The organism is Actinomycetospora sp. 2LY8.5 (assembly GCF_057180585.1).
The window spans coordinates 1-20,910 of the sequence record NZ_JBXUHE010000013.1 but is presented as its reverse complement, the minus strand read 5'-3'; the positions used below and the strand labels follow the sequence as shown (position 1 = coordinate 20,910).

The window sequence follows — 20,910 nt, the reverse complement described above, 5'->3', positions numbered from 1 at the left end:
TGTTCGTGCCTCTCGTGTCGGGTTCAGGCGGTCCGGGCCCCGGCCGCCCGCGCCCCGAGGGCCAGGCCGAGGTAGACCGCGGTGAAGTCGAGGCGGGTGGCCAGCACGGCGGCGCGCAGCGCGTCCGGCGACGGGCCCTCCCCGGCCAGCTCGACGTCGTCGATCTCCAGCACGTCCGCGCCCGGGTGGCGGGCGCCGACGTCGGTGACGAGCCGGCGCGTGGTGAGGTCCTCACGCACGGCCAGCAGCACCAGCCGGGGTGGCGGGGCCGCCGGGGCCGGGTCGTCGAAGGGGTCGGCGAAGATCGACGCCTCCCCCGAGCTCTCCACCAGCCGGGCCCGCAGCGCCGGCTGGGCGCCGGCCGCGGCCGCGGTGGTCGCCTGCGCGACGACCCCCGCGTGCGTGGCCAGCACGGTGGCGCCGTAGCCCGCGAGCAGGCCGGCCACCGGGTCGGCGCCCCACAGCAGCGGGGTCCGCTCGGCGAGGCGCAGCGCGAGACTCTTGGCGGGGTTGACGAACGCCTCCCCGCGCGGGCCGTCGCGCTCGGCCTCGGCGTCGAGGCGGTCGGCGAGGTCGTCGAGGCTCAGGTCGAGGAGCTCGAGCGCCCCGGCCACGGCCAGCCCGGTCGCGAGGACGGTGGCGGTGTCGAGGCCGTCGGCGTCCTCGCCGGGCACCGCGAGTGTCATCCGGGGCGTCACGGCGACGGCGCGCCCGGCGCCCGCCGCGGCCGCCGGGCCCTCGCCCGGGCCGGTGAGCACGACGTGCGCGCCGCGGCGCACCGCCCGGTGCACCGACTCGGCGACGTCGGCCTCGACCGGGTCGCCCTCGCGGCCCCGGTGGGTGGCGACGACGACGTCGAGGGGGCCGAGCCACGGGGGTGCCACCCCGCTGACGATCACCGGGAGCGGCGCGGTGGGCGTGAGCAGCGCGGCCATCAGGCGGCACGCGGACTCGGTGGTGCCCGGCCGGGTCAGCAGCACCAGCGCGCGGGGCCGCAGGCCCGCGAGCTCAGGCTGGACACCGGCCTCGCGGGCGGCCTCCGCGGTGGCCCGCACCTGGGCGCCCGCGGTCGCCACCGCGCGCAGGATGCCGTCGTGGTCGGCGGCGAGCAGGCGGGCCTCGTCGGAGAGCAGGGCGTCGTCGAGCACCGCGACTCACCCCTGCTCCGTCGGGTCCGGCTCCCCTGTCGGCGTGCTCCCCTGTCCTGTTCGCGTCCCGTTCGGCCGCTCGGGGCCCCCGGTCGCCTCGGACAGCAGGAGGACCGGGATGCCGTCGGTGACCGGGTAGCGCCGGCCGCAGACGGTGCAGGTCAGTGCGGTGATCTCAGCCGCCTCGGCGTCGTCGGGCGTACCCGGACGCAGCGCACCGTGGTCGGGCGCGGGGCAGGCCAGGATCTCCAGCAGGTCGGGGTCCAGACCGAGCGGCATGTCCGGGTCTCCTCCTCGGTCGGTTCAGCGGCGGACGAGGCCGAGGACCTCGTCGCGCAGCACGGCCACCGCGTCGTCGTCGGCGGCCTCGACGTTGAGCCGCAGCAGCGGCTCCGTGTTGGACGGGCGCAGGTTGAACCAGGAGCCGGCCCGATCTCCTGTGGCGGGCAGGGTGACGGTGAGCCCGTCGAGGTCGTCGGTGGTGACGCCCTCGCGCCCGCCGAAGGTCTGTTCCACCTCCGCCATCACAGCGCGCGGGTCGTCCACCGTCGAGTTGATCTCGCCCGACGCCGCGTAGCGGGAGTACTGCGCCATGAGCTCCGAGAGCGGCCGGTCCTGCTCGCCGAGGGCGGCGAGGACGTGCAGGGCCGCGAGCATGCCGGAGTCGGCGCGCCAGAAGTCGCGGAAGTAGTAGTGCGCGGAGTGCTCCCCGCCGAACACCGCGCCGGTCTCGGCCATCGTGCCCTTGATGAACGAGTGCCCGACGCGCGAGCGCACCGGCGTGCCGCCCGCCTCGGTGACGATCTCGGGCACGGCCCGCGAGGTGATCAGGTTGTGGATCACCGTCGCGCCGGGGTGTTTGGCCAGCTCGCGGCTCGCGACCAGCGCGGTGATCGCGCTCGGGCTGACGGCGTCGCCCTTCTCGTCGACGAGGAACACGCGGTCGGCGTCGCCGTCGAAGGCGAGGCCGGCGTCGACGCGCCCGATGGTGATGACCTTGCGCTGCAGGTCGCGCAGGTTCTCGGGGTCGAGCGGGTTGGCCTCGTGGTTGGGGAAGGATCCGTCGAGCTCGAAGTACAGCGGCTCGACCTCGATCGGCGGATCGTCCGGACCCGACCCACCCGACAGCACGGCCGGCACGGTGTGGCCCGCCATCCCGTTGCCGGCGTCGACGACGACCGAGAGCCGGCGGATGCCCGACAGGTCGACCAGCGAGCGCAGGAAGGCCGCGTAGTCGTCGAGGAGGTCGCGGCGGGTGATCGTGCCGCGCTCGGCCCCGTCACCGGTGACCTCGCCCGGCCCGCGGTCGAGCAGCGCGGCGATCTCGTCGAGCCCGGAGTCCTGGCCCACGGGCGCGGCCCCCGCGCGACAGAGCTTGATGCCGTTGTAGGCCGCCGGGTTGTGGCTGGCCGTGAACATCGCGCCGGGCATGTCGAGCGAGCCCGAGGCGTAGTAGAGCTCGTCGGTGCTGGCCAGACCGATCGCGACGACGTCGACCCCGAGCGAGGTGACGCCCTCGGCGAACGCCTCGGAGAGCTCGGGCGACGACTCGCGCATGTCGTGGGCGACGACGACGCCCCGGCCGCTGCCGAGACCGGACTCCTCGTCGAGCAGGATGCGCGCGAACGCCGCCCCCACGTCGCGGACGAAGGTCGCGTCGAGCTGCGTGCCCACCAGACCGCGGATGTCGTAGGCCTTGACGACCTGGTCGATCACCTCGGCCCGGTCCGGTGCCGCCTCACGTGTCCCTTCCTGCGTCCCCTGCTGCGCACTGGCCACGTGGTCAGCCTATCGGCGGGACCGACACGTCGCGCCCGCCGGGAGGGCACGTCCGCCGATGGGTGAACAGTGGTTCGCGACCGGCCCGAACGGTCCGGGAACGGTCGCTGCGTCGTCAGGACGAGGCGGGGTCCGGCAGCACCCGGAGGTGGCCGCGCCGCCCGGTCGGCGTGCTCGCGACGCCGCCGGCGACACCGGTCGCCATGCTCGGGGGCGGGGGCGCGCCCTGACCGAGACCGGACCCGGCGGTGACCCGCGGGCGCCCGTCGGAGCCGTCGAGCGGACGGTCGGCCCGACCGGCCTCCCGCACGGCCTCGGCCAGGGCGGTGAGGTCGTCGGCGGAGGGCTCCGCCGGGAAGTCCCCCTCGTAGCGCACGACCTCCCAGCCGCGCGGGGCGGTGAGGCGGACGGCGTGCCGTTCACAGAGGTCGTAGGAATGCGGCTCGGCGCTCGTCGCCAGCGGACCGACCACCGCGGTCGAGTCCGAGTAGACATAGGTCAGGGTGGCCACGGCCGCGTGACCACACCCGGTCCGTGAGCACTTCCGCACTCCTCGCACGAAGCAGCACAGTAGTCCGCCGGACGGCCGTGATCGTGCAGGCGCGCGGGGCGCGTCGCGTCGCCGCGCAGCGTCCGGAGCGTAGGCTCCGCGGGCGTGACCAGGAGCGCGAGCCGCCGGGGCAGCACACCGGCGCCCGGACCGCGTCGGCGGCGCCGCGACCGGCGCGGGCGCGGCCTGCGCATGCCGCTCTACCCGTCGGGCTCCCCCGCCTCGCGCACGCGCGCCGAACGCTTCGACGCCCTGGTGCTCGAGGCCCTCGAGCCCATCGAGGAGCGCTGGAGCGCCGAGCTCGCCGACCTCGACGTGGCCGTCGACGACGTGCCCGAGGTGCCCGCCGGGACGCGCTCGCCCGCGGACGACGACGCCGTGCTCGGTGACGGCGAGGTGCCCCTGGCGCGCCTGGTGCCCGCCGGCATGGACCGGCGCGGCGCCGTCACCCGCGCGCGCATCGTGCTCTACCGCCGCCCGCTCGAGGCCCGCGCGCTCGACGGCGAGGACCTCGCGGACCTGCTCCACGACGTGCTCGTCGAGCAGGTGGCGGGCTACCTGGGCGTGGAGCCCGACACGATCGCCGGCGAGGAGTAGGCGCCCGGTCCGGTCCCGTCGGCGAGGCGTCAGCCGAAGCTGTGGTGCACGGCCTCGACGTTGTGGCCGTCGGGGTCGCGGAGGAACACCGCGTAGTAGCCGGGGTGGTACTCGGTGAAGATCCGGGGGGCGTGCAGCACCTCCGCCCCGTGGGCCAGGGCCGCCTCGTGGACCGCGTCGACCGCCGCCCGGTCGGGCGCGGAGAACGCGACGTGCAGCTCCTGCTCGACGCCGTGTCCGGGGGCGAGCCAGAACCCCGGGTGCGCACCGGCCCCGAGGCCGACGACCTCGGGCGCGCCGGGCGGACCGGTGGGGATGCGCACGCCGACGGCCAGGCCGATCGGCGCGAACACCGCGGTGTAGAAGGCGACGGAGGTCTCGACGTCACCGCAGGGGAATCCGACGTGGTCGAACATGCGCCGGAGCGTAGGACGCACCCCCGACAGCGCTGGTCCAGGCGCGGGTCCAGGCGCTAGTCCAGGCGCTTGCGCGACGGCAGCGCCGACAGCGCCGTGAACAGGACCAGCGCGAGCTGGAGCAGCAGGAGCAGCAGCCGCCCGGTCTCGTCGCGGTCCACGACGACGGCCCCGCCACCCGGCGGCACGGACACGCCGACGAGGTGGCCCCACGCCGGCACGACCTCGGCGGACGCGCCACCGACGGTCGCGGTCCAGCCCGACTCCAGCTCCGCGGCCACCACGAGCAGGCGGCGGTCGGCGCCCGGGGAGACGCGCACGCCGACGGTCGGCAGGACCGACGGCACCGTCGTCACGCCCGCGGGCCGTCGCGGGGCGGCGCGGGCCTCGGTCGCGTCGTCGGAGATCGGCGGCTCGAGCAGCACGGCGCCGGCCACGGGCAGCGCGACCCGCGCGGTCGGGCGGCCGTCGGAGACCGGCGGGGCGTCGGCGAGCAGCGGCCCGGCCGCCGTGCGCACCGAGCGCGCGGTCTCCTCGTCGGGCAGGACGATCAGCCCGGTGCCGCCGGTGGCGAGCTCGGCGACGCCCGCCTGGGCGGTGGCCGGGTCGCCGGAGAGCAGCGCGCGCACGTCGCGCACCAGCCGGGCGGGGGCCGCACCGACCGGCGCGAGGTCGTCGTCGCCGAAGCGCGGCAGCTCCGGTCCGGCCCGCCGGGTGGTGTCCGGGTCGCGGGTGACCACGACGACCCGGGCGCCGGCGGCCGCGAGCTCGCCGGCGGCCTGCGGCGCGAGGGCCGGGGCCTCGGAGTCGGCGAGCGCGCCCGCTCCCCCGCGCAGCACGGTGACCACCGCGAGCCCGGCCACCACCACCGCCACCACGGGCACGGCGACGCTGCGCGCGCGGGCACGGTGGTCCGCGCCGGCCCTGCGCGGGCGCAGGCGGCCGGCCAGGCCCTCCATCGCGCCCGCGACCCGCCCGCCGAAGCCGGCGTCGCCGAGGTCCAGCTCGGACTCGCCACGCCGGGCCGGGCCGTGATCGACCGGATCCCGGCGCCCCAGCAGCCGGCCGATCGGCTCGGTCCGGGCCGCGGCGACCTGCGCGAGCAGGCTCCACAGCGCCCCGCACGCGGCGACGGCGAGCGCCGGACCGGTCCAGCCGGGCCGCGCGTCGCCGCCGGCGAGCGGGGGCAGCGCGAACGAGCCGACGACGCCCGCGGCGGCGACCCCCAGCAGCAGCAGGGCGAGCCCCGGGACGGCGGCGCGCCGCGGGGCGACCAGCGCCGCGCCGACCGCGAGCACCACGAGCAGCAGCCCCGCCCAGGGCAGGGTCGCGTCGCCGCCGGGGTTCAGCGAGAGGACGTCGAGGGCGGAGACGAACCGCTCGGCCACCGGCGACCCGGTGCCGTGGAGCAGGACCTCGGGCGCGGCGAGCAGCACGGTCGGCCAGGGCAGGAGCAGCAGCACCGGGAGCAGGACGATCACGGCCAGCGACATCGCCCGGCGACCGGCCGCCCGCGGGGGCGCCGGCACGAGCACGAAGCCGATCACCACGACGACCAGCACGAGCGCGTGCACCAGCGGGGCGAAGGCGCTGACCACGCCGAGCGCGAGCGCGGTGCCCGCCGCCGTGCTCCACCACGACCCGCGCCGGCCCGCGACCCGCGCCCCGCGCAGCACGGCGACGACGCCGGCGAGCACCAGCGGCAGCAGGATCGCGGCCACGACACCGTCGAGGCGACCCTGGGCCACCGCACCCGCGGTGATCCCGAGCAGCGCGTAGACCGCGGCGGCCAGCGCGCGCAGCACGCGGCCCACCCGCAGCTCGCGGGTCGCGAGGTAGGCGGACAGGCCGGTCAGCGGCAGCGCCGCGAGCAGCAGGAGCGACACCGCGGCCGACGGTCCGCCCAGCGGAGCCGCGGGCCCGCCGAGCGCCCCGACCACGGCGAGCGCGGCCGGGGCGGGCGCGCCCGTGCCGCCCGCCACCGGGTGCCACGCCGCGAGGTAGGACGACCAGAGTTCGCGCAGGCCCGGGACCTCGGCGATCCGGCCGCCGGCGAGCCCGAGCCCGAGGCGGGCGCGCTGCGTCGCCAGCGACACGAGCGTCAGCCCGACGACCAGCAGCAGCGGCGGGGCGAGCAGCAGCTCGCGCGCCACGCGTCCCGGGGTGATCGGGACGTAGACGACCCGCTCGCCGGGCTCCGTGGGCGGGTCCGGGTAGGGGTCCCCGGGCCGGATCGGCGCGACCACCTCGGTCGGCGGGGCGTCGTCGACCGGGGCCCGGGGACCGGGCAGCGCGACCGCGAGGGACTCGCCGGGACGCCGCAGCCCGGCGGTGCGCCGGCGGCGCAGCCCCGCGCCGGCGGGCAGCGCGTCGGGGCCGACGGCCGGGCGGCGGCCGGCGTCGTCGGCCGCTCCCGGCTCGGGGCGCACGTCGCGCTCGGCCCACTCGGGCAGGCGTCCGAGGTCGAGCTCCTCGCGCAGCCGGCCACGCACCAGCGAGGTCAGCCCGCCGCGCACGGCGTTGCGCAGGCGGGTGGTGCGGCTGGTGAGCAGGCCGCGCAGCTCGCGGGGCAGGGCCGTCGCGCCGGTGCTGCGCCGGCGGCGCGCGTCGGCGAGGTCCGCCAGCCCCGGCCCGGAGCCGAGCACGCGTGACAGGCCCGCCAGCTCCGCCCCGGCCGCACGGGCCCGGCGGACCAGCAGGAAGCCCAGGGCCCGGAGCACCGCGAGCACCGGCAGGCGCAGGAGACCCAGCACGAACGCCGGGCTCGAGCAGTTCGCGAGGAACGTCCGCACGCCGTGGGCGCGGTCGGTGGCGCGGTAGCGGGGGTCGACGCCCGCGGTGTCGAGCGTCCGCGCGCGAGTGGTCAGCCCGCGGGCGTGCCGCAGGCGGGCCGAGGGCGCGCAGAGGACGAGGCCGCCGGCGCGGTTGACGCGCCAGCCGTAGTCGACGTCCTCGCGCAGCAGGCCGAGCGCGGTGTCGTAGCCGCCGAGGGAATCCCACTCGCGGCGGCGCACCAGCGACCCCGCCGACCCGACCGCGAGCACCTCGGAGTTGGTGGCGAACTGGCCGAGGTCGAGCTCGTCGGCCCCGATGCCGGTCTGCCGCGAGCCGGACGCGTCGATCGAGACGCCCGCCTCCACGACGAGCCGGGGGTCGTCCCAGTCGAGGCACAGCGGCCCCAGGACCGCGGCGGACGGGGACGTCGCGGCGACCGAGAGCAGGACCTCGAGGCAGCCCGGGTCGGGCGCGGCGTCGTCGTGCAGGACCCAGAGCCAGTCGCCCGAACCTCCCGGACCGACCGGGGGGGTCCGGCTCCCTTCGATGGTCCGGCTCCGCTGCGCTGCGCGTCCCCAGCGGCGGTCGGCGTCGTCGACGGCGGTGTGGACGGCCTCGGCGAAGCCGGTGTCCCGGGGCATCCGCAGCACCACGTCGACCTGGTTGCTCGCAGCGAGGATGCCGGCGGTGCCGTCCGCCGAGCCGGTGTCGACCGCGATCACCCAGCGCGGCCGAAGGGTCAGGCGGGCGAGCGCGTCGAGCGTGCCCGGCAGCCAGGCCTCACCGTCGTGGCAGACGAGGACGGCGAGCACGGGCGCCGACGTACCCACAGCAGCCGCACCCACCGGGGAGGATCGAGCCACGGCGCCGTCCTTCCCCTCGGGGCGGACCTCCGAGGGCGCCCACGCTGCGGTCGGCGTCCGAGACTAGGGACCCACCCGCGCGGTCGGACGGCGGGGGTCTAGACCGCGCGCCGCTTGAGGCGCCGGCGCTCGCGCTCCGACAGCCCGCCCCAGATCCCGAAGCGCTCGTCGTGACCGAGGGCGTACTCCAGGCACTCGCTGCGGACCTCGCAGCTGTTGCAGATCTGCTTGGCCTCCCGGGTGCTGCCGCCCTTCTCGGGGAAGAACGCCTCCGGGTCGGTCTGCGCGCAGAGCGCGCGCTCCTGCCACTCCTGCTCGTCCTCGGTCACCATGGCGAGCTCGGACAGGACGTCCCTCAGCCCGGCCTTGGGCCCGTGGCCGGACTCCATGGCCCCGCTTCGCGCTTCGTTTCCTCCGCTACCCAGCACCACCGACCCGCTCTCCGCACCGTTCACGACGCCTCCCTCGCCTCGACTCCCCCGGCCCCCCGCTGAGCGGACGAGGCGTCGGCCCCGCACCGACGTGTCATCGCGTAGGAATTACACCGGTGTCGTTCCATCCGGGTCAAGCCGGGGGCCCCGTGTGGCCGCATGTCGCGACGACCGGTCGTCACGTGCGGTGAGCGTCATGCGCTATCCGTAGCAATGCACAGCGACTTCGTTCCCCGGCTGCTCCAACCGGCCCCGGCGGGTCGGGGACACTGGGACCCGTGGCCTCCCGCGTGTCCCGGTTGCGATCGCCGGTCAGCCCCATCTTCCTGGTCCTCGTGCTGCTCACCGCCGCGGGGGGTGCGCTGACGCTGGCGCCCTCCGAGGGCGCGATCATCGGCGGCACCGTCCTGCTGGTGCTCGCCGGGTGGGCCGTGTCGTTGTGCCTGCACGAGTTCTCGCACGCACTGACCGCCGACCGCTGCGGCGACCACTCGGTGCGGGCGCTGGGCTACCTCACCCTCGACATCCGCCGCTACGCGAACGTCGGCCTGACGCTGGTGCTGCCCCTGCTGTTCCTGATCCTCGGCGGCATCCCGCTGCCCGGCGGCGCCGTGTGGATCCAGCGTGCGGCGCTGCGCTCCCGGCCGGCCATCAGCGCCGTGTCGCTCGCGGGGCCGGTGGCCAACCTCGTGCTCGCCGCCCTGATCGCGCTCGCGCTGGCGCTCACCGCGCCACCGCTGCCGCTGGCGGCCGCGCTCGCGTTCCTCGGACTGATCCAGATCCTGACGTTCGTGCTGAACCTGCTGCCGGTACCGGGCCTCGACGGCTGGGGCGTCATCGACCCCTACCTGCCGTGGCGCACGCGGCAGGGTGCCGCGCGGATCGCCCCGTACGCGCCACTCGCGATCATCCTGCTGCTCTTCCTCCTCCCGGGCGCCTCGGCGGTGCTGTTCGCCGTGTCCGACGCGCTGTTCACGCTCGTCGGCGGCGACTCGTCCCTCGCCGCGGTGGGGCAGGACCAGTTCGTCTCGCTGTTGCGCTGACCCTCGGCGCCGCACCGTCGGTGTCAGGGAGGACGATCGGGGGAGCAAGCGGTCGAGCGAGCGGGGAGAGGAGCTCCGGTGCAGGTCACCGTTCTGGTCGGGGGCGTCGGGGGCGCCCGCTTCCTGCAGGGCGTCAAGGCCGCCGCGGGTCCCGGCGACACCATCCGTGCCGTCGTCAACGTCGGCGACGACATCTGGCTGCACGGGCTGCGCGTGTGTCCCGACCTCGACACCTGCATGTACACGCTCGGCGCGGGCATCGACACCGAGAAGGGCTGGGGCCGCGCGAAGGAGACGTGGTCGGTGCGCGAGGAGCTCGAGGCCTACGGCGCGGACCCGACGTGGTTCGGCCTGGGCGACCGCGACGTCGCCACCCACCTCGTGCGCACGCGGATGCTGCGGGCGGGCTACCCGCTCTCCCAGGTCACGGCGGCGCTGTGCGCCCGGTGGCAGCCCGGGGTCGAGCTGATCCCGGCGAGCGACGACCGCATCGAGACCCACGTCGTGGTGGACACGGCCGACGACCCCCCTCGACGCCAGGCCATCCACTTCCAGGAGTGGTGGGTGCGCCACCGCGCGGCACTCACCGCGCACTCGTTCGCGTCGGTCGGCCGCGACCAGGCCACCGCCTGCCCGGACGCGCTGCGCGCCGTCGCGGAGGCCGACGTGGTGCTGGTCGCGCCGTCCAACCCCGTGGTCAGCGTGAACACCATCGTCGACGTCCCCGGCCTGCGGCCGGCGCTGACGGCGGCGCCCGGCACGGTGGTCGGGGTGTCGCCGATCGTCGACGGGCACGCCGTGCGCGGCATGGCCGAGGCGTGCCTCGCCGCGGTGGACGTGCCGGTCAGCGCCGAGGGCGTCGGGCGCTGGTACGGCTCGCGGGCCACCGGCGGGCTCCTCGACGGCTGGCTCGTCGCGCCGGGCGACGGCGCCACGGTGCCCGGTGTCGAGGTCCGCGAGGTGCCGCTGATGATGACCGACACGGACACGACGGCCGCGATGGTCCGCGCCGCGTACGAGCTCGCCGGTGTCTGAGGTGCCCGCCGACCCAGCGAGGGGCGCCCTCGCTGCGTCGGAGGCAGCCGGGGCGTCCCTCGCGCCCGGGCACCCGGACCACGCGGCGGGCGGGCTGACGCTCTGGGGTGTCAGCGGCCTGCCCGAGTTCCGGCCCGGCGACGACCTCGCGGGCGCGCTCGCGGGCGCGCTCGACGGTTCCCTCCTCGACGGGGACGTCCTGGTGGTGACGTCGAAGGTGCTCTCCAAGGTCGAGGGCCGGCTGGTGACCGTGCCGCCCGACCCCGACGAGCGCGACGCGGCCCGGCGCGCGCTCATCGACCGCGAGACGGTCCGGCTGCTGGCCACCAAGGGCCGCACCAAGATCGTCGCCAACCCGCTGGGCGTCGTGCAGGCCGCGGCGGGCATCGACGCCTCGAACGTCGCCGGCGACGAGGTCGCCCTGCTGCCCGAGGACCCCGACGCCTCGGCGGCCGCCCTGCGCGCCGCCCTGCGCGAGCGCCTCGGGGTCGACGTCGCCGTCGTCGTCACCGACACCATGGGCCGCACCTGGCGCACCGGCCAGACCGACGTCGCGATCGGGGCCGCGGGCCTCGAGGTCGTGCACGCCTACGGCGGCGCGGTCGACGCGCAGGGCAACGAGCTGGTGGTCACCGAGGTCGCGGTGGCCGACGAGGTCGCCGCGGCCGCCGACCTCGTCAAGGGCAAGCTCGGCGGGGTGCCGGTCGCCGTCGTGCGCGGCCTCCCCGCCGCGCTGCGCTCCGAGACCGCGCGCGGTGCCGACCTCGTGCGCCCCGTCGAGGAGGACCTGTTCTGGCTGGGCACCGACGAGGCGCTCGCCCGCGGCCGCCGCGAGGCGGTACCCGCGCGCCGGTCGGTCCGGTCGTTCGCCGCGGACCCCGTCGATCCCGCGGCTCTGCGGCGCGCCGGGGCCGCCGGGCTCACCGCGCCCGCCCCGCACCACACCCGCCCGGTGCGCTTCGTGCGCCTCGCGTCGCCGGAGGTCCGCAAGCGCCTGCTCGACGCGATGGCCGAGGCGTGGCGCGCCGACCTGCGCGGCGACGGCTTCTCCGAGGACGCGGTCGCCCGCCGGGTGGCCCGCGGCGACCTGCTGCGTGCCGCGCCCGAGGTGGTGCTGCCGTTCCTCGTGCTCGACGGTGCCCACGCCTACCCCGACGACCGGCGCGCCGGGGCCGAGCACACGATGTTCACGGTCGCCGGCGGCGCCGCGGTGCAGGGGTTCCTCGTGGCGCTGGCCGCCGAGGGGCTCGGATCGTGCTGGGTGTCGTCGACGATCTTCGCGGCGGACATCGTGCGAGCCGAGCTCGCGCTGCCCGCCGGCTGGGAGCCGCTGGGGGCCGTCGCCGTCGGGCACCCGGCCGCCGAGCCGCCCCCGCGCGGCGAGCTGACCGTCGACGACCGGTGGGTGGAGATCTCGTGAGCTCCGAGCCGACCCTCGCGTCGACCACCCGCGCCGCCGTCACGACGGCCGCCGCGCACGCCGACGCCCGCGCGGTGCTCGACCGCTGGCGCCCGGGCACCCGCGAGGTCGACTCGGTGCGCCAGGCGCTGCTCTCCTACCTCGACGCGCGACCCGACGCGTGCTCGCGCTCGTGCGCGCCGGGCCACCTCACCGCCTCGACGCTCGTGCTCGACGCGGCCGGCGAGCGGGCGCTGCTGACGCTGCACCCCCGCATCGGCGCGTGGATCCAGCTCGGCGGCCACATCGAGCCCGACGACACGACCCTCGCCGGCGCGGCGCTGCGCGAGGCGACCGAGGAGTCCGGCATCGAGGGCCTCGTGCTCGACCCCGAGCCGGTGCACGCCGAGGTCCACGCGCTGACCTGCTCGCTGGGCGTGCCCACCCGCCACCTCGACGTCCGCTTCATCGCGCACGCGCCGGCCGGGGCCGTCGAGGCGATCAGCGAGGAGTCGCTGGACCTGCGCTGGTGGCCGCTCGCGGAGCTTCCGGACGAGGTGGCGTTCGGGCGCGCGCTGTAGATCCGATGCCGGCGGATCCGATCATGGCCGGGTCAGTACGTACGGTAGTCCTTCGCCGAGAACCGGGGCCCGAAGCGTGGGCGCCGGAAGCCCGACGCCTCGATGTAGCGCACCGCCCGCTGGCGCTGCGGTGCGTAGCAGGCGAGCACCTCGAGCATCCCGGCGTCGTCGAGCGTGCGGCCGACGAGCGCCCAGCCGACGGTCGACGGGATGTGGAAGTCACCGACGCTCACCGCGTCCGGGTCGCCCCACGAGCGCTGCGCGACCTCGGCGGCGGTCCAGATCCCGACGCCGGGGATCTTCTGCAGCAGCGCCCGGCCGGCCTCGCCGCGCAGCTCGGCGGCCTTCTCCAGCCGATGCGCGACGGTGGCGCAGGCGAGGATCGCGCGGCGGCGGCTCTGGTCGACGCCGGCGCGGTGCCACTCCCAGTCCGGCACCTCGCGGATGCGCCGCGGCGTCGGCGGCAGCTTCAGGCGCCGCGGGGTCGGGCCCGGGGCGTCCTCGCCGAAGCGCCAGCAGAGCTCGCGGAACGACCGGCGCGCCTCGGTGCCCGTGACCTTCTGCTCCAGGATCGCGGGCAGCAGCTGGTCCCAGACCGTGCGCGTGGCGCCGAGGCGCAGGCCCGGCATGCGCCGGCGCGTCTCGGCGACCAGCGGGTGGTGGCCGACGAAGCCGGCGTCGTCGTCCTCGGCGCCGAGCAGCGCCGGGACCCCGTCGACGACCCACGCCGCACCCGGCCCCCAGGCCCGCGCCCGGACCACGCCGTCGCGGCGGGTCAGGGCGAGCGTCGCCGAGCCCTCGGGGGTCGGCGTGGCGCGCCAGAGCTGCCCGCCGGTGTCGTCCCCGGCCCGCCCGAGCTCGGTGTGGAAGGTCGGGTCGCCCTTGCCGCGGCGCAGCGGGGCGACGAGCGACCGCATGTCGAGGACGAAGTCGGGGCGCCAGGTCCGCTCCGCGTCCGGCGGGGCCTCGACTTCGCGGACGACCTCAGGCACCGCCCGAGAATCGCAGACCGCCGTCGGGGATCACGAGACCGGGCCAGATGCGCACGCCGGCGAGAAGCTCGCACGACGACCCGATCGAGGCGCCGTCGCCGACGACGGCGTCGGTGACCACGGTGTCGTCGCCGATCGTCGCGGCCGGCCCGATCACCGACCGCTCGACGAGCACGCCGTCGCCGATCCGCGCGCCGTCCATCAGCACCGAGCCGGAGACGCGGCTGCCCTCGCCGATCTGCACGTCGGCACCCACGGTCGTCCCGTCGGTGAGCGACGCCGACGGCGCGACCTTCGCGCCGGGCAGCAGCAGGGCCGTGCCGACGGGGCCGGGCAGGGCGGCGGTGGGCGCGGCACCCTGCACGAGGTCGGCGCTGCCGCGCACGAAGGAGGCGGGCGTGCCGAGGTCGAGCCAGTACGACGACTCGACGTGGCCCTGCAGCCGCGAGCCGCCCGTGAGCAGGCCGGGGAACGTCTCGCGCTCGACCGAGACGGGCCGGCCCGCGGGGATCGCGTCGAGCACGTCGCGCCGGAAGACGTAGCAGCCGGCGTTGACCTGGTCGGTCGGCGGCGTGAGCGTCTTCTCCAGGAACGCGGTGACGCGGCCGGTGCCGTCGGTGGGTACGCAGCCGAAGGCCGTCGGGTCGGGGACCCGCACGAGGTGCAGGGTGGCGTCGGCGCCGGCGGTGCGGTGCTCGCCGACCACCGCGCGGACGTCGACGCCGGAGAGGATGTCGCCGTTGAACACGACGACCTCGTCGAACTCCGGGGCGAGCTCGTCCGCCGCGTACCGAATGCCCCCGCCGGTGCCCAGCGGCTCGGGCTCCGGGCGGCAGGTCAGGTCCAGGCCGAGCGCAGACCCGTCACCCAGGAAGCCCTCGAACACCTCCGCCCGGTAGGCGGTGCCGAGCACGACCCTGCGGATGCCCGCGGCGGCGATCCGCGAGAGCAGGTGCGCCAGGAACGGCACGCCCGCCGTGGGCAGCATGGGCTTCGGTGTGGTCACGGTGAGCGGGCGCAACCGGCTGCCCTGCCCCCCGACGAGCACGACCGCGGCGGTCCGGGCCGGGTCGATCACCGCCGTCTCCCCCGCCTGCATCACCGGTAGACCCCCCTCGTCGATGACGAATCGTGACCGCGGGCGATAGTGTGGACCCTCCCTGGGGCGTCCGGCGGCACGACCCCGCCGGAGTCCCGCCCGTGGGGGTACGAGCAGGAGGGGTGCGGTGGCCTCGAATGCGTGGGAGCGCGCCCAGGACGCCATCGCGCACGCCTCCCAACGGGCCACGGAACGTGACGAGGACATCGTCACGCCCGACACGGCCGTCTCGCCGTTCGACGCGTCGAGCACCACGGTGCTGCCGCACACGATGGCCTCGCGGCGCGGACCGGGTCAGGACCCGGACCTCACGCAGCGTCTGCGCACCAACGGTCACGCGAACGGGCAGCACCGCGCGCCGGACCCCCGGCACCCGGCCGACCCCGCCGACCACCAGGACGGTGACGCGACCACCGTGCGCTTCGAGACGCGGTCGAGCACCCACCCGGGCACCTCGCCCTTCCCGGCCAACCCGTTCCCCGGCGGCCCCGGCCCGGCGCCGGCCGACGATCGGGACGAGACACCGACCGCGGAGACCGAGCGCCCGTGGTGGAAGCGGCTGTTCGGCCGTTAGGCCTGCTCGACCCGCGCGTGGAACGCCTCCAGCCGCGCGTCGACGGCGTCGGCGTGCGAGCTCGGCAGGGCGTGCGTGGCGTCCGCCCACACCTCGACCTCGACGTCCGGGATCAGGGCCCGCGCCCGGGCGGCGGCCCGACCGGCGCGCAGCACGGCGCTCCGGCCGCCGAGCAGGGCCAGCACCGGCATCGCGAGCGAGCGCAGCGCGGCGTCGGACGGGTAGCCGGGCGGGCCTAGGCGCATCCGGTAGGTCTGCGCGCCGAGCTCCATGACCGGGATGATCAGGTCGTCGGTCGGCGGCGCCTCCCCGCCGGCGTGGCGGAGAAGGAGCGTGCGGCCGTGGTGCGGGGAGACGACGGAGGCCAGTGAGGCGAGCACGAACCCGGGCCGCAGGCGCGCGAGCGTGTGCGCCGGGTCGAGCAGCGCGAGCGAGCGCACGGCCGCGGGGTGCCGCACGGCGAGCTCCGTACCCCACCGCCCGCCCAGCGAGGCGCCGACGACGTGGACCGGACCGTCGAGGGCGTCGACCACCTCCGCGAGCCAGGCCGCCTGGTCGGCATCGCCCGCGATCGGCGCGGTCTGCACGCTGGCACCGGGCTCGCCGAGCAGGTCGAGGGCCCACACGGTGCGCCGGGCCGCGAGGGCCGGCAGGTTCGGCGCCCACATGGCGGTCGTGCCGATGCGCCCGGGGACCAGCAGGACCGGAGTGCCGCCGCCGGACCCGAACCGGTGCACGCGGACAGTGCCGTAGCTCGTGTCGACCGTCCGCGACACGTGCGGCGGCAGCACCGCCATGGCCGCGTGCAGCGCCATCGCGTACCGCGCGCGGGCGTGCTCGTCGACGAACGTCCCGACCGTCGTGGTGCCCACGGGTCGAGGAGACCGCGGTCGGGGCTCGTCGCGCCACGGTCTTCCGTCCATCACCGACGGCCGAACGGCTACCGACGCAGCGCGCCTACCCCGGCAGCGCGGCGACCTCCGGGCGGGCGCCGGCGAAGCGGCGGTCGAGCTCGTCGCGGGTCCAGGCGTCGCCTCGGCGTTCGAGGGCCCGGCGGCCGGCGCGGGTGCGCGCGACGAGCCCGGAGAGGACGAGGTTGCGCAGCACCGCGGGCGGCACCGTCCACGGGAGCGCATCGGGCAGTCCCAGGTCGCGGAGCGCCTCGCGGCCGAGGAACCAGCGCAGCAGGCCGAGCACGTGGCGGCGGCGCAGCTCCCCGCGCACACCGCCCGCGAGGGTGCGCTGGCCGTCGACGAGCGCGCCCGCGAGCGCCGGACCGGCGGGCGTCACGTCGTCCTGGACGAGCAGGACGTGGTGCAGGAAGTGGTTCTGCTCGCGTTCGGTGGTGAACAGCCAGTCGTCGTCGACGCCCATGAGCCAGCCGACGTAGCGCCACAGGTGCATCACCGCGCGGGACTCGGCGGGCGTCACCACCCAGCCCAGCAACCGCGCGCCGAGCAGGCCGGTGCTGCTGAACAACCCGAGGGTCGCCGCCTGGTCCGACTGGTTGACCGGCAGGCCCCAGTGCCCGACGTCCCAGCGCCCGTTGGTCTCGAAGCGCCGGTTCACCAGCGCGTGCATGGCCCGCACGTGCACGGTCAGCCGCCAGCCCTCGCCGTCGCGGCGCATCCCGCCCGGGGAGATCACCGCCCGCGCCCACTCCGTCGTCTCCCCGAGCCGGCGCGTCGCGGTCGACCCGGTCAGCCCGCCCGTGGCCACCAGCAGGTCGGCGGGTCCTCCGAAGCGGTAGCCGCCGATCAGCGACAGCGTGAGCAGCACGTCGTCGAGCGTGCGGCCCATTCTCCGCAGCGCGCGTCCGCCCCGTTCGACCTCCTCGAAGTCCACCCACGCCGGCGTGGCCTCGACCGCGGCGAGGAAACGCCGCAGACCGGGCGCCTCGACGGCCGCCGACGGGTCGGCCAGGGCTCGGTGGAACGCCGCCATCGTCACGCGCTCGCCGTCGCCGCGGGGCCTGCTCATCGCCGCGGCGAGGTCGGCGCCGACCTCGTCGCGCGCCAACATCCGGGTACCGATCCGGTCGAGCAACTCCTCGTCGACGCCGCGGACCCGGGCGACCACGCCCAGCGGTCGCGCGATGCGGCGCGACCGCTCCGGCGCCGCGCGGAAGCGTCCCGGATAGCGCGGTGTCTCCACCTGCTCGCGTGCCACCATGGCCCCCATGCTGAGACGAGTTCCTGCTCGCGTTCAAGTCGCGTTGTGACGGCGCCCCGTCGGCGGCGCCAGCCGCGCCAGGAGCGCTCGCGGGAGATGGTCGAGCGGATCGTGGCCGCGGGCCGCACGATGCTGCTCGAGCGCGGTGTCGAGGGCCTGACCACCAACCACGTCGCCGCCGCGGCCGGCATCAGCCCGGGCTCGCTCTACCAGTACTTCCCGGACAAGGACGCGATCGTCGACGAGGTCGTCGCCCGCTACGCCGACGACCTCGAGGAGCGCGTCACCCGGGCCTTCGTCGACACGGCCGCGGAGCGCGACCCGGCGCTCGCGGTGCGCCGCGTCGTGCTCGCGCTGGTCGACGCGCTCGCCGAGCACCCGGCGCTGCTGCGGGCGGTCGCCGAGCGGCTGCCGCGCGCGGGCGACGACCGGCGCGCCGCCTTCGCCCGGCGCATCGACGCGCTGCTGACGAGCACCCTGCTCGCCCGGCACGGCGGCGAGCTGCGCCACCCGGCGGGGACGGTGGCCTGGCTGCTCGTGCGCACCGTCGAGAGCCTCGCCGTCGGCTACGTCCTCGAGGAACCGCCGATCGGCCGCGACGAGTTCGCCGACGAGGTCACCGCGCTGGTGCTGGGCTACCTCGGGCGGGCGCTCGCCGGGTAGACGATCGATTCCAAGGGGTCGGTGCTCGGCGCGGCGTGCACGCAGCAGTAGTGGAGGGTGCCCAAGATCAGCGTTGCTACCCAAACGTGAGCAGGAGGCTCTCATGGACGCTGACCTGGACACCCTCGCCACGCACTCTACGTACGCACCGACGATCTGTTGAAGTCCTACCCCGAACGGGCACCTCGGCGCCCGCGGGTGGGAATCGCCTCGAAGATCAGCGACGCCGAGCTGATCACGTTGGCGGTGATGCAGGCCCTGCTCGGGCACACCAGTGAGGCCCGCTGGCTGCGCTACACCCGCTCCCACCTGCGGCATCTGTTCCGCTACCTGCCCAAGCAGCCGGGCTACAACAAGCGGCTGCGCCGGCTCGGGACCACGATCGGCTGGCTGATCGCCGTGCTGGCCCGTGACACCACCCCGTGACACCACGCTGTGGACCGACGACGTCTGGGTCGCCGATTCCACGCCGGTCGAGTGTGCCCGCTCTCCCGCGAAGCAGCGCTGCGCTCGGACGCTGGCCGGGTGGGCCGAGTACGGCTGCTGCGCCAGCCACTCCCGCTACTTCTGGGGACGACGGCTGCACCTGCTGTGCACCCTCGCGGGCTACCGGTCGGCCTCGCCCGCAGGTCGTGATCGCGGACAGGAACCACTACGGCCGCGAGTGCGGCGCCACGTTCTTCAAGCCGTGACGCCAGGTCATCGAGTCGATCAACGACACCAAGGGTCAGCCCGACCTCGAACGCCACGGCGGGCGCGCCCCGGCCAGAGTATCGGCCGGAGTATCGGCCGGAGTCTGGGTCCGCGTCGTGCAACGAGTCCTGGCCCTCTGACCGCCGCGATCTGCCACCTACGACCACTGAACCCCTGGGAATCGATCCTCTAGCACTCGGTCGGTGCGGGCCTCGTTGTCGGGGGGTGGCGCTAGTCTGGGGTTGTGTTCGAACAGGTGTTCGCATCGTTGCCGGAGGGTGTCGCCACCACCCCGCCCGGTGCGGCGTTGGGCGCCCTGCTCGAGCAGGTCGACCCCCGTCAGGTGTCCCCGCACGACGCGGTGGTCCTGGCCGGGGCGTGGCGCCGCCAGCTCTCCCACCACGAGGCCCGGTTCGCGCTGGCGGCCCGCGAGGTCGCGCTGGCCGACCCGGAGCGCCCGGGCGGGCGCCGCGAGGGCTACGGCGAGTTCCACACCGACGAGCTGCGGGCGCTGCTGGCCGAGTCCCGCACCCGGGTCGCCACGCTGTTGGGGCGGGCCGAGACCGCGATCGTGGCGATCCCCGAGCTGTGGGCGGCGTGGGACGCCGGCCGGGTCGACACCGACCGGGTGCGGCTGTGTGTCACCTGGACCTCCTCGCTGTCGACCGAGCACGCCCGCGCCGTGGTGCTCACCGTGCTGCCCGACGCGCCGCGGCTGACGCTGTCGGGGCTGATCGAACGCCTCCAGCAAGTGGCGACCGGGCTGGACCCCGACTGGGCGGCCAAGCTCTACGACACCGCGCGCCGCCAGCGCCGGGTGCGGGCCCGGCGCACCGAGACCGGGACGGTGAACCTCTCCGGGCTCGACCTGCCCCTGGATGCCGGGGCGCTCTCGGTCGCGCACGTGGAAACCCTGGCGCTGCGCGCCAAAGCCGCCGGCCACCCGGGGCTGATCGACACCGTGCGCGCCGATGTGTACCTCGCCCTGCTCAGCCCCCGCCCGGCCGGGTGGGACGACGACACCCTGGTCGCCCACGTCGTCGCCCACGCCGACCCCACCGACCCCCGCGGCCGCCGCACCCCCCGGTATGTCGGCGCCCCCGGCCCCCGCCCCGGCGACAACACCACCACCACCGCGGACCGCGAGCCCGCACCCGACGAGCCCGAGGAGCCCGAGGAGCCCGAGGAGCCCGAGGAGCCCGAGGAGCCCGAGGAGCCCGAGGAGCCCGAGGAGCCCGAGGAGCCTGGGCCGGCGGTGGCGGGCCGGCGGGTGACGGCGTCGCGGCGGGCGCGGATCGAGATGCGGATCGGGCTGCTCACCCTGCTCGGATTCGACGAGAAACCCGGCACCATGCCCGGCTACGGCGTCATCCACGCCCCCTTCGCCCGCGGGTTCGCCCGCCAACTCTGCCACGCCCAGTGGCGGATCGCGGTCACCGACGAGAACGGCCACCTGATCGCCGCGCTGGTCACCCGACAACGCCCCCACGACTACCGCACCACCCCCGCACCAGCCCAGCTACCCCAGCCGGCCGCGCGACCGGTGCTCGAGCTGCACATCAGCAAGACCGAGCTGACCCGGCAGCTGCGCGAACCCCGGATGTGGACACCGGTCCTCGACGACCTGCGCGCCCAGCTGCACACCCGGACCGGCACACCCGACTCACCCGCCCAGGCCCCCCGCCGATTCCCCTCCGCCGCGCTGGCCCGCTGGACCCGCACCCGCGACCGCACCTGCGTGTTCCCGCCCTGCCGAGCATCCTCGCTGGTCACCGACATCGACCACACCATCGCGGTCACCCACCACGGGCCGACCCTCGCCCACAACCTCGGATCGATCTGCGGCCACGACCACCGACTCAAACACGACGGCGGCTGGCACCTCGACCAACCCACCCCCGGCACCTTCGTGTGGACCAGCCCCACCGGACACACCTACCCCCGCCCACCCCGCCCGGTCACCCCCCACATCCCCGCACCCGGCCACTACCGCCACCGCTCGGGCACCAACCCCGCAGAGCTCGCCACCGACACACCCCTCTGGACCAACGACCCCTACCCCGACACCCCACCCACCAGACCACCACCCCGCGCCACCAC

18 protein-coding genes and 2 pseudogenes are annotated in these 20,910 nt (G+C 76.2%); 9 read left to right on the top strand and 11 right to left on the bottom strand.

The annotated features are described in order from the left end of the window. Positions 1-23 precede the first annotated feature (23 nt). The 4 genes from AC2A1K_RS16385 to AC2A1K_RS16370 all read right to left on the bottom strand — a co-directional run bounded on the left by AC2A1K_RS16385 (position 24) and on the right by AC2A1K_RS16370 (position 3,486). Positions 24-1,148, bottom strand: coding sequence for a hypothetical protein (locus AC2A1K_RS16385; RefSeq protein WP_483897364.1), 1,125 nt, complete (start codon positions 1,146-1,148; stop codon positions 24-26). Positions 1,149-1,154: 6 nt separating this feature from the next. Next, the gene (locus AC2A1K_RS16380) at positions 1,155-1,427 is read right to left on the bottom strand and encodes a Trm112 family protein (RefSeq protein WP_483897363.1); all 273 of its coding nucleotides are present in this window, start codon (positions 1,425-1,427) and stop codon (positions 1,155-1,157) included. Positions 1,428-1,451: 24 nt separating this feature from the next. After that, positions 1,452-2,864, bottom strand: a complete 1,413-nt coding sequence (locus AC2A1K_RS16375; protein ID WP_483897468.1) for a phosphomannomutase/phosphoglucomutase — start codon at positions 2,862-2,864, stop codon at positions 1,452-1,454. A gap of 178 nt (positions 2,865-3,042) precedes the next feature. After that, positions 3,043-3,486, bottom strand: a complete 444-nt coding sequence (locus tag AC2A1K_RS16370; RefSeq protein ID WP_483897362.1) for a DUF3499 domain-containing protein — start codon at positions 3,484-3,486, stop codon at positions 3,043-3,045. 183 nt (positions 3,487-3,669) lie between these two features. Between AC2A1K_RS16370 and AC2A1K_RS16365 the strand changes: the two genes are divergently transcribed. Continuing rightward, positions 3,670-4,074 (top strand): metallopeptidase family protein, encoded by a 405-nt coding sequence (locus AC2A1K_RS16365; RefSeq protein WP_483897467.1) that lies wholly within the window; start codon positions 3,670-3,672, stop codon positions 4,072-4,074. Positions 4,075-4,103: 29 nt separating this feature from the next. Here AC2A1K_RS16365 and AC2A1K_RS16360 read toward each other — a convergent pair whose 3' ends face one another. The 3 genes from AC2A1K_RS16360 to AC2A1K_RS16350 form a co-directional block, all read right to left on the bottom strand. Beyond that, positions 4,104-4,490, bottom strand: coding sequence for a VOC family protein (locus tag AC2A1K_RS16360; protein WP_483897361.1), 387 nt, complete (start codon positions 4,488-4,490; stop codon positions 4,104-4,106). 56 nt (positions 4,491-4,546) lie between these two features. Then, a complete protein-coding gene (locus AC2A1K_RS16355) occupies positions 4,547-8,128 on the bottom strand; it encodes a glycosyltransferase (protein ID WP_483897360.1) in 3,582 nt (1,193 codons plus the stop codon). A 98-nt stretch (positions 8,129-8,226) separates the two neighbouring features. After that, positions 8,227-8,460, bottom strand: a complete 234-nt coding sequence (locus AC2A1K_RS16350) for a WhiB family transcriptional regulator (protein ID WP_274198973.1) — start codon at positions 8,458-8,460, stop codon at positions 8,227-8,229. A gap of 377 nt (positions 8,461-8,837) precedes the next feature. Here AC2A1K_RS16350 and AC2A1K_RS16345 point away from each other — a divergent pair, with 377 nt between their 5' ends. The 4 genes from AC2A1K_RS16345 (at position 8,838) to AC2A1K_RS16330 (ending at position 12,617) form a co-directional block, all read left to right on the top strand. Next, the gene (locus AC2A1K_RS16345; protein ID WP_483897359.1) at positions 8,838-9,602 is read left to right on the top strand and encodes a site-2 protease family protein; all 765 of its coding nucleotides are present in this window, start codon (positions 8,838-8,840) and stop codon (positions 9,600-9,602) included. A 78-nt stretch (positions 9,603-9,680) separates the two neighbouring features. Further along, a complete protein-coding gene (gene cofD, locus AC2A1K_RS16340; protein WP_483897358.1) occupies positions 9,681-10,637 on the top strand; it encodes a 2-phospho-L-lactate transferase in 957 nt (318 codons plus the stop codon). 1 nt (position 10,638) lies between these two features. Then, positions 10,639-12,057, top strand: coding sequence for a coenzyme F420-0:L-glutamate ligase (locus AC2A1K_RS16335; RefSeq protein WP_483897466.1), 1,419 nt, complete (start codon positions 10,639-10,641; stop codon positions 12,055-12,057). Then, on the top strand, positions 12,054-12,617 hold the full coding sequence (locus AC2A1K_RS16330; RefSeq protein ID WP_483897357.1) for an NUDIX hydrolase: 564 nt from the start codon (positions 12,054-12,056) through the stop codon (positions 12,615-12,617). Before AC2A1K_RS16335 ends, AC2A1K_RS16330 begins: the two co-directional genes overlap by 4 nt. Positions 12,618-12,649: 32 nt before the next feature. Here AC2A1K_RS16330 and AC2A1K_RS16325 read toward each other — a convergent pair whose 3' ends face one another. Both AC2A1K_RS16325 and manB read right to left on the bottom strand, forming a co-directional pair. Next, on the bottom strand, positions 12,650-13,534 hold the full coding sequence (locus AC2A1K_RS16325) for a DNA-3-methyladenine glycosylase family protein (RefSeq protein WP_483897465.1): 885 nt from the start codon (positions 13,532-13,534) through the stop codon (positions 12,650-12,652). A 67-nt stretch (positions 13,535-13,601) separates the two neighbouring features. After that, entirely contained in the window at positions 13,602-14,708 is a 1,107-nt protein-coding gene (gene manB, locus AC2A1K_RS16320; protein WP_483897356.1) for a mannose-1-phosphate guanylyltransferase, read from the bottom strand. Between the two features lie 127 nt (positions 14,709-14,835). Between manB and AC2A1K_RS16315 the strand changes: the two genes are divergently transcribed. Beyond that, positions 14,836-15,282, top strand: coding sequence for a hypothetical protein (locus AC2A1K_RS16315; RefSeq protein ID WP_483897355.1), 447 nt, complete (start codon positions 14,836-14,838; stop codon positions 15,280-15,282). Here AC2A1K_RS16315 and AC2A1K_RS16310 read toward each other — a convergent pair. Then, positions 15,279-16,154 carry an alpha/beta fold hydrolase gene (locus AC2A1K_RS16310; RefSeq protein ID WP_483897354.1) on the bottom strand — a complete coding sequence of 292 codons (876 nt, stop codon included), beginning with the start codon at positions 16,152-16,154 and terminating at the stop codon, positions 15,279-15,281. The genes AC2A1K_RS16315 and AC2A1K_RS16310 overlap by 4 nt on opposite strands. Positions 16,155-16,239: 85 nt before the next feature. After that, positions 16,240-17,454: an oxygenase MpaB family protein gene (locus AC2A1K_RS16305; protein ID WP_483897353.1), complete on the bottom strand. Its 1,215-nt coding sequence runs from the start codon at positions 17,452-17,454 to the stop codon at positions 16,240-16,242. Between the two features lie 45 nt (positions 17,455-17,499). Here AC2A1K_RS16305 and AC2A1K_RS16300 point away from each other — a divergent pair, with 45 nt between their 5' ends. From AC2A1K_RS16300 to AC2A1K_RS16290, 3 genes and pseudogenes are all read left to right on the top strand, one after another. Next, positions 17,500-18,117: a TetR/AcrR family transcriptional regulator gene (locus tag AC2A1K_RS16300; RefSeq protein ID WP_483897352.1), complete on the top strand. Its 618-nt coding sequence runs from the start codon at positions 17,500-17,502 to the stop codon at positions 18,115-18,117. A gap of 103 nt (positions 18,118-18,220) precedes the next feature. Continuing rightward, positions 18,221-18,947, top strand: a pseudogene (locus AC2A1K_RS16295) (transposase family protein); the annotation flags it as partial. Positions 18,948-19,054: 107 nt separating this feature from the next. Next, positions 19,055-20,910: pseudogene (locus tag AC2A1K_RS16290) on the top strand (hypothetical protein); the annotation flags it as partial.

What these genes read in the sequence shown, in the direction of transcription:
- AC2A1K_RS16380 (WP_483897363.1), bottom strand. Translation starts at nt 1,427, where the DNA reads ATGCCGCTCGGTCTGGACCCCGACCTGCTGGAGATCCTGGCCTGCCCC.
- AC2A1K_RS16365 (WP_483897467.1), top strand. Translation starts at nt 3,670, where the DNA reads ATGCCGCTCTACCCGTCGGGCTCCCCCGCCTCGCGCACGCGCGCCGAA.
- AC2A1K_RS16360 (WP_483897361.1), bottom strand. Translation starts at nt 4,490, where the DNA reads ATGTTCGACCACGTCGGATTCCCCTGCGGTGACGTCGAGACCTCCGTC.
- AC2A1K_RS16350 (WP_274198973.1), bottom strand. Translation starts at nt 8,460, where the DNA reads ATGGTGACCGAGGACGAGCAGGAGTGGCAGGAGCGCGCGCTCTGCGCG.
- AC2A1K_RS16325 (WP_483897465.1), bottom strand. Translation starts at nt 13,534, where the DNA reads ATGCGGTCGCTCGTCGCCCCGCTGCGCCGCGGCAAGGGCGACCCGACC.
- manB (WP_483897356.1), bottom strand. Translation starts at nt 14,708, where the DNA reads ATGCAGGCGGGGGAGACGGCGGTGATCGACCCGGCCCGGACCGCCGCG.
- AC2A1K_RS16305 (WP_483897353.1), bottom strand. Translation starts at nt 17,454, where the DNA reads ATGGTGGCACGCGAGCAGGTGGAGACACCGCGCTATCCGGGACGCTTC.